At 52.9% G+C, this 7,319-nt stretch carries 7 protein-coding genes and 5 tRNA genes; 8 read left to right on the forward strand and 4 right to left on the reverse strand.

Going from position 1 to position 7,319, the window contains the following annotated elements:
- Nucleotides 1-408 precede the first annotated feature (408 nt).
- Genes yjjG through A1830_RS07190 form a run of 3 tightly spaced genes read right to left on the reverse strand, consistent with a single transcriptional unit; the run spans nucleotide 409 to nucleotide 1,958 of the window.
- Entirely contained in the window at nucleotides 409-1,089 is a 681-nt protein-coding gene (gene yjjG, locus A1830_RS07180) for a pyrimidine 5'-nucleotidase (protein WP_067703833.1), read from the reverse strand.
- Between the two features lie 46 nt (nucleotides 1,090-1,135).
- Entirely contained in the window at nucleotides 1,136-1,576 is a 441-nt protein-coding gene (gene rimI, locus A1830_RS07185) for a ribosomal protein S18-alanine N-acetyltransferase (protein WP_067703836.1), read from the reverse strand.
- On the reverse strand, nucleotides 1,539-1,958 hold the full coding sequence (locus tag A1830_RS07190) for a DNA polymerase III subunit psi (RefSeq protein WP_067704614.1): 420 nt from the start codon (nucleotides 1,956-1,958) through the stop codon (nucleotides 1,539-1,541). The genes rimI and A1830_RS07190 overlap by 38 nt, the downstream gene beginning before the upstream one ends.
- Before the next feature lie 131 nt (nucleotides 1,959-2,089).
- Here A1830_RS07190 and rsmC point away from each other — a divergent pair, with 131 nt between their 5' ends.
- The 6 genes from rsmC to A1830_RS07220 all read left to right on the forward strand — a co-directional run bounded on the left by rsmC (nucleotide 2,090) and on the right by A1830_RS07220 (nucleotide 3,816).
- Nucleotides 2,090-3,124, forward strand: a complete 1,035-nt coding sequence (gene rsmC, locus A1830_RS07195; RefSeq protein ID WP_067703839.1) for a 16S rRNA (guanine(1207)-N(2))-methyltransferase RsmC — start codon at nucleotides 2,090-2,092, stop codon at nucleotides 3,122-3,124.
- Nucleotides 3,125-3,308: 184 nt separating this feature from the next.
- Nucleotides 3,309-3,392: transfer RNA gene (locus A1830_RS07200), tRNA-Leu, on the forward strand.
- Between the two features lie 5 nt (nucleotides 3,393-3,397).
- Nucleotides 3,398-3,484 (forward strand) — tRNA-Leu (locus A1830_RS07205).
- A gap of 31 nt (nucleotides 3,485-3,515) precedes the next feature.
- A tRNA-Leu gene (locus A1830_RS07210) sits at nucleotides 3,516-3,602 on the forward strand.
- A 37-nt stretch (nucleotides 3,603-3,639) separates the two neighbouring features.
- Nucleotides 3,640-3,726 (forward strand) — tRNA-Leu (locus tag A1830_RS07215).
- Nucleotides 3,727-3,729: 3 nt separating this feature from the next.
- Nucleotides 3,730-3,816: transfer RNA gene (locus tag A1830_RS07220), tRNA-Leu, on the forward strand.
- A 42-nt stretch (nucleotides 3,817-3,858) separates the two neighbouring features.
- On the opposite strand, the gene A1830_RS07225 is transcribed toward A1830_RS07220, so the two are convergent.
- Nucleotides 3,859-4,143, reverse strand: a complete 285-nt coding sequence (locus A1830_RS07225) for a DUF1435 domain-containing protein (RefSeq protein ID WP_067703843.1) — start codon at nucleotides 4,141-4,143, stop codon at nucleotides 3,859-3,861.
- Between the two features lie 264 nt (nucleotides 4,144-4,407).
- Between A1830_RS07225 and A1830_RS07230 the strand changes: the two genes are divergently transcribed.
- Together A1830_RS07230 and fhuF are read left to right on the forward strand one after the other, a co-directional pair.
- Nucleotides 4,408-5,508 carry a GGDEF domain-containing protein gene (locus A1830_RS07230; RefSeq protein ID WP_067703846.1) on the forward strand — a complete coding sequence of 367 codons (1,101 nt, stop codon included), beginning with the start codon at nucleotides 4,408-4,410 and terminating at the stop codon, nucleotides 5,506-5,508.
- 497 nt (nucleotides 5,509-6,005) lie between these two features.
- On the forward strand, nucleotides 6,006-6,800 hold the full coding sequence (fhuF, locus tag A1830_RS07235) for a siderophore-iron reductase FhuF (protein ID WP_067703848.1): 795 nt from the start codon (nucleotides 6,006-6,008) through the stop codon (nucleotides 6,798-6,800).
- The last annotated feature ends 519 nt before the right edge of the window (nucleotides 6,801-7,319 follow it).

Consider the following 7,319-nt stretch of genomic DNA (forward strand, 5'->3'; position numbering starts at 1 on the left):
ACTCTTAACTAAAGGATTATTTGATTTAGGAATTTTCGGCAAGTTTACAGCGTCTTTGCATTTATTCAACATTGAAGTCTCACGGCAGGAGAGTTAAGAAATGCTTAAGTGTTAAAAATAAGTGAAATTTCCTAAGACTGGACCTAAAAAGGCAGATAATTCTTAATAAAAATCGTCTGGAAAAATTTTTTTAGATTGAATTATCTAAATTTTCGCTATTTTTAATTACCAATAAGTATATATGGATACCCCAAAAGGAGTATGAGAGAAGAGGAATGAGATGGGGTGAAAAAATGAGACTGGCGTCTACAGAATAAAATATCGAAATATCACTTTAAATGCGGATTAAGTAGAGCTTAATCCCGCATGAAGCCCTATTTTATGTATGAAAAAGGTAAAAAAGTAAACTTAAGCATTTAGAAACACTTCCAGCTCACGTAGCGTTTTCACCTCCAGGGTCGGCACGATTTCTGCTGGCAAGGGGCGCTGGTGGGCGTTCAGCCAGCAGGTTGCCAGGCCCGAGTTAATTCCTCCCAGAATATCGGAGTCAGGATTGTCTCCCACCATCATCACCCGCTCACGGGCCGGGTCCCCCATCTGGCTGAGCGCATAATCAAAGATGGCCGGATGGGGTTTGGCATAGCCCACCTGCTCCGATACCACCAGCAGATCGAAGGTGTTCAGCATGCCGTTATGCGTAAGCCTGATCTCCTGTAGCGCAGTAAAACCGTTGGTGATAATACCCAGTTTCACCCTGCCGCGCAGGCTGTTAAGCAGGCTGACTGCGCCCTCCAGCGGTACGCAGATTTCGGCCATCGCACGCAGAAACCCGCTGTTTAAATCGTGCGGGGGCACCTTAAGCCTGTCGGCCCAGCTCTGGAATCGCCGATGCTGAAGCTGGATCGCGCTGATGGCGCCATTCTGGTAATCCACCCACAGCGGCTGATTGACGGCCTGGTATTCGCTGTAGTCGTCGGCGCTAAAGGCAACGCCATACTGCTGAAAAAGATGCGTTAATCCTGCCCGGGCATCAAAGTGAAACAGCGTGTCGTCAGCGTCAAATAAGATCCAGTCCCAGTCTTTCAACATCGTGATAAATCCTTAAGAGATAATATGTGGCAGGTACGCAGTGGCGCTAAATTGTCAGCGCCATAATAATCGCATCTTCTTTGCCGTCGGCGGTGGGGTAATAGTTGCGGCGCACCGAGACTTCATTGAAGTCCAGTGAAGCATAGAGGGCAAGGGCCGGGCGATTGGATGCGCGAACTTCCAGCCACAGGGTCTGAATTCCCCGCGACTCCAGTTCAGCGACCGCGTGCTGAAGCAATTCGCGCCCCAGGCCCCGACGCTGAAAATCGGGATCGACCGCCAGGTTGAACAGCGTCGCCTCGTCCAGCACCACCTGGATAATGGCAAAGGCGGCCATCTGCCCTGCCACATCCAGCCGGAAATTCAGATAGCGTTCGCCCTGATTGGTGATAAAGGTTTTTTCGCTCCAGGGAAAAGCATGGGCGCGCTGCTCAATAATAAAAGCCCGCTCAAGATCGGTCGGGGTCAGTAAAGAAATCTGATTCATAGTGTGAGATCTGCTGCCACAGGGCGCGTTTTGCACCGGCGTTATCGTAAAGCTCCGCAAGCGCGGGCGAAGCAATATGTGAACCTTCCCAGGCTGCTGGCGCATCCAGCCCAAGAGACCAGCTAACGCAGCGGGTATCATCGGGCAGCATGGCACTCTGGTCGGGCGTAAGCACAACCACTTCATGTTCATGCATCATCATCGCCCTGAGTACGTCGCTAATCAGCGGGTCGGTCAGCGGCGGAGGGACGGCGGCCACGATCAGCAGGCGCGTTTCCTGTCTGACAGAGACGGCTACCTCACCATGCAGGGCGCGCGGACGCCGCAGCGTATACTGCGTTATGCCCATTTGCTGTAATAACCAGTCACGTCTGGAAGACATCATTTTTCCCGTCTGGTCGCCCGATTGCGTCGCTATGCTAACAAACCCTCCGGGCTGCGCCAATAAACCTCTCTCCCCTTCTTGCCTGAAATTTGCGTATAATCGCCACTCTGATTCGTAAGGAGCCACCGATGTCTGCATTTACCCCGGCCAGTGAAGTGATACTGCGCCACAGTGATGAATTTTCTCAACGCCGCGTACTCTTTGCTGGCGATCTGCAGGATGACCTGCCCGCCCAACTGGATACCGCGCTGAGCCGGGTACATACCCAACAGTATCATCACTGGCAGATCCTTAGCCGTGTGCTGGGGGAAGAGGCCCGCTACGGCCTGGTGGCAACGCCCGAGTCGGCAGCAGAGTGCGATACGCTGGTGTACTTCTGGCCAAAAAGTAAGCCCGAGGCGCTGTTCCAGCTGACCAATTTACTGTCGCTGATGCCCGTCGGCAGCGAGCTGTTTGTGGTTGGTGAGAACCGCAGCGGCGTGCGCAGCGCGGAGCAAATGGTCGAAGAGTGGGTCACGCTTAACAAGATTGACAGCGCCCGCCGCTGCGGTCTCTATCACGGACGGATTGACGCCGTGCCTGCGTTTGATGCCGATGCGTGGTGGGAAGAGTATCCCCTTGGGCATCTGACGGTGAAAACGCTGCCGGGCGTGTTCAGCCGCGACGGTCTGGATGCGGGAAGCAATCTGCTGCTTTCCACGCTAAAACCGCACACCAAAGGTAAGGTACTGGATGTTGGCTGTGGGGCAGGCGTACTGTCCGCCATGCTGGCCAGCTTCTCACCGAAAGTCCGCCTGACGCTGACCGACGTGAATGCCGCCGCCGTGGAGGCCAGCCGGGCAACGCTGGCGGCTAACGGTCTGGAAGGCGAGGTCTTTGCCAGTAACGTCTACTCCGACGTCGCAGGCCGTTTTGACATGATCATCTCCAACCCACCGTTTCATGATGGCATGCAAACCAGTCTGGATGCAGCCCAGACGCTGATCCGCGGTGCGGCAAAGCATCTCAACATGGGCGGCGAGCTGCGTATTGTCGCTAATGCGTTTCTGCCTTACCCGGCAGTGCTGGATGAGATTTTCGGCAGCCATGAGGTGCTGGTACAGAACGGTCGCTTTAAGGTCTACCGTGCCGTGCTGTCGCGTCCCAGCAAGGCCAAACGCTAATAGCCTGAAGACTGGCGCCCCACCCTGCCCGCAAAGCGGCAAGTTGCTGATACGCAACAGGCCCGCAGGCAGGGGATTTTTCAGGTAAATGCCGCAGGGGACTCAAATAACTGTTGACGTCCCCTGGAAAATCTCTAGAATGCGCCTCCGTGGTTGCAATACAGCATTGTTGTATTGCGAGTATGCGAAGGTGGCGGAATTGGTAGACGCGCTAGCTTCAGGTGTTAGTGTCTTAACGGACGTGAGGGTTCAAGTCCCTCTCTTCGCACCNATGCGAAGGTGGCGGAATTGGTAGACGCGCTAGCTTCAGGTGTTAGTGTCTTAACGGACGTGAGGGTTCAAGTCCCTCTCTTCGCACCAACAACCACAATATTCATTGAACACACAATGCGCGAAGGTGGCGGAATTGGTAGACGCGCTAGCTTCAGGTGTTAGTGTCTTAACGGACGTGAGGGTTCAAGTCCCTCTCTTCGCACCAGTGTGGTGATATGAATAGAAACAAGTTCAACAAAGATGCGAAGGTGGCGGAATTGGTAGACGCGCTAGCTTCAGGTGTTAGTGTCTTAACGGACGTGAGGGTTCAAGTCCCTCTCTTCGCACCANATGCGAAGGTGGCGGAATTGGTAGACGCGCTAGCTTCAGGTGTTAGTGTCTTAACGGACGTGAGGGTTCAAGTCCCTCTCTTCGCACCACGTTGAATCTGTTTTCCCCTCCTTTTATTCTTCCCCATTGCATTACATCAGCCCGAAATTAAGCGAAATTGCGGCCATTCCACCCGCCAGCGCCAGACATGAAGGCAGCAGCAGGTAGTGACGCAGGCGTTCATGAAAAAGCATCACAACGGTCGACAGCAGCGCGATGACCACCACTACCCGCCACCCGGAAAATGTCAGATTCATCAGGGCAATCAGCGGCATCAACGCACAGGGAAGCAATACGCCCCACGCACTATCCAGCCGTTTCCCCAGCAGTAAACTCATCCCCCAAAGCCCGCATGCCGCAATCATCGCTATTACCATGGTCGTAACCCGCACCGTTATAAATGATAATGATAACCAATATCATATAAGAACTCTTATCACTTTGCAGCAAGAATTACGCCTGTCGCGAGCTAAACTTCACCGCCACGGGTGACAGTCATCACACAGCATGTTAAATTAACGCGATATTAATATTAAGATAATTAAAATAGTAACGCCCACAAACCATTCCAGCATCGAAATAATCCGTCAATTTCGGTTAACGACGTTTGTTATTTCAAAGCAGTCATGAGTAGAAAAATAATGAAATTACAAAGCTATGATGAATTGCTTCACAGCAGGCATCGACTGTCGCTGATGCTATTTCTTTTTCTAAACACAGCAACCTCTCTCTTTTTTTTATGCAGCAATGAGAAAAGTATGCCCATGGCACTGACGCTACCCACCGTTATCATCGCGGCGATCGGTCCAGTTATATTGCTCTGGATGATATTAAAGCCGTCAGGCAAATTTCCGATATTAAATATTGCGGCATTAATTACGGGGTTGCTCTGGACGTGGCAAATTGTCCTTAAGTATTCATTAGTGTTTTATTTTGACGGCAGTTTCTTAGTAATAAGCCTGGTGGGGGTGTTTTTTATCAGCACAATTACGCTCGGCGATCACCTCCTGGCATTTTGTCTGCACACCGGCCCCGCCTCGCTGGCGATTCTGGTGCTGGATCACGGCCAGCATACGCTGCTGATCCTGTTTACCATTGCCCTGCCGCTTCTTGGTTTTACTCTACACCACCTGATGCAGCGCCGGGGTGACCGTTTTACGCGTCGTCTGATGCATCAGCTGTACGTAGAGAAAGAGACCTACAGCGATCTGAGTATGCTTGACCCACTAACCGGCCTGTATAATCGCCGGGGCCTGAAAAACCGGCTGGAGGGGATCCTTGAGAACCATGCGGGCAGCCACTACGTGCTGCTGCTGGATATTGACCATTTCAAGGCCTACAACGATAACTACGGCCACGCCATGGGCGATCAGGCGCTGGCGCGAGTTTCCGTGGCAATCCGTGATGCGGTACGGTCACGCGATATCGTGACCCGCTTCGGTGGCGAAGAGTTCCTGGTGTTACTGACTAACGTGAACGAATCCATTGCGATGAAGCTCTCCGATCGCATCCGCCAGTACGTGCTGGATCTGGAGATCCCCCATAGATTTAACGAGCAGGTCGCCACCCACGTCACCCTCAGCGCCGGTTTCGCCCCGCTTTTTGAAAATGATTTTGACGGCGCGCTGGCGAATGCTGACCGCGCGCTCTATCTGGCAAAAAATAGCGGACGCAATACGATCCTCTCCTATGAGGATATTGGCCGAAGCACCCTTTCGCAGCCTGCCGATGCTCTGCAATAACGCAAATGGCCCGACGTTCGGGCCAATACATTATTAAATCCTGAACGTAGCATTAATTCGCCCCTCAGGTTTCAATCAACTCTCTGCATTATCTCACCTGTGATAATAAACAAAAATATAACCCTGCGGGTGAAGAAAGCCGCGCCTAAAAATTCTATTTTTTCGTTAAACATTCTGGATGCAGGCTACCTTTTTTTCAGCCGAAAATTGCGGCGTTATTCTCCTTAAGTGAAATGGCCTTTACGCAGTTAAGAAAAACCGATGCATTATTCTGCATCAATATGCGGAGAGTTCTCATTTAACGTCTTTTATCACCCTTGTATTGCTAAGGTTAAAGGAACGGTTATTTGCCTTTTTTCACGTAAAAAGCCCTCATTCTCTGCTCCAGCGACGCTGGCAACATAGCAACATTAAAATGATGCTTGTTTGTGCGTTTTCGCTCAGATACAATCAAGAACGATTATCATTCGTAGTCAAGAAATCTCAAAGGACAGGTCATGGCCCCTGGTATTCGTCAGGCAGCTGAGCGGGTTTCCTTACCGCCTATCTTTTTACAGAGCAACCAGCCGCTGGCGGTGTCGCTGCGCGCGCTGTTTAGCGAGCATCGCGATTATGTTCTCGAAACGGTTAAGCTGGGAGAGACGCCGCCCGCCGCCAGCATGACGCTTGCGCACTGGTCTGAGCCTGACAATTTTGCCCACCTGAATCACATTTACAGCGAATTTATTTACCGCGAACATCCCGACCTGGTGCGCGAAAACAAGCCGCTGCAATCTCTTTGGGCGCAGTGGTATTTCGGGCTGATCCTGCCGCCGATGGTGATGGCGCTGCTGCTTGAAGACCGCGCCCTCGATTGTTCGCCCGCCTATTGCCACGTTGCCTTCCATGAAACCGGTCGCCCGGCCACATTTTGGTTTGACGTGCACGAAGACCGGGATGCGCGTCACCTCAGCCCGCGCCGTCGCCTGGACAGGCTGGTGCAGCGCCACCTGCTGCCGGTGGTTGAAGGGATTGAGCGGCACGGTGATATTAATGGCAAGCTTATCTGGAGTAACACCGGCTTTTCGCTTTACCGCTGTTTAGATGAGTTAACGCCGATGCTGGGCGAAAAACTGCGTACTGAACTGGAGCACGCCATGTTTTTCAGCAAGAGTCTGCTCGACGGTTCCGATAATCCTTTCTACCGGACGATGCTGCCGCGCGAGGGTGAGATGCAGCGCCGCACCTGCTGTCAGCGCTACCGGCTTCCGGACGTTCAGCGCTGTGGAAACTGCACGCTAAAATCCGTCTGAGCCCACACGGGCATGCCTGCGGCGTGTGTGCGTAACAAGGGCCCCCGCAGGGCTTTGCACATCATCACCGTCACGACAATAAACGTTACAGATGGCGGCCAGATCAAAACCTGCTCCGGTGACAGGGCTATGTTGCGGGTCAGAACGCCGGGGCGCCGTAAACCCATCCCTGGGGGCTTCACTGCCGCATCCCTGCGGCAGAGACCCGGCTTATCTGCTCCGCAACACCGCCTTCTGGCCGCTGAGTGGCCTGTTAGTATTCTGGCACTGAGCGATCTCAGAAGCTGCTTCAGTGGCATGCTTATGTAATGGGCCGTCAGCTCAGAGCTCGCATCGGGTTACAGTGTGCAATATGGCTCCCCCTTTGGTCGGTACAGGATTAGTTGAAGATATTTATGGGGCCCAAAATTCGGCATGGGAACGTTTTTAACAGCGACGACGAAGCCCGAGGCCAGGCGGGGACCGTTGGCTGAGCGGACCGTCGAGCGCAGGGATGCGCGAGCCGAGCCCACACGGACG

Source organism: Erwinia sp. ErVv1, from assembly GCF_900068895.1.
Lineage (GTDB): Bacteria > Pseudomonadota > Gammaproteobacteria > Enterobacterales > Enterobacteriaceae > Erwinia.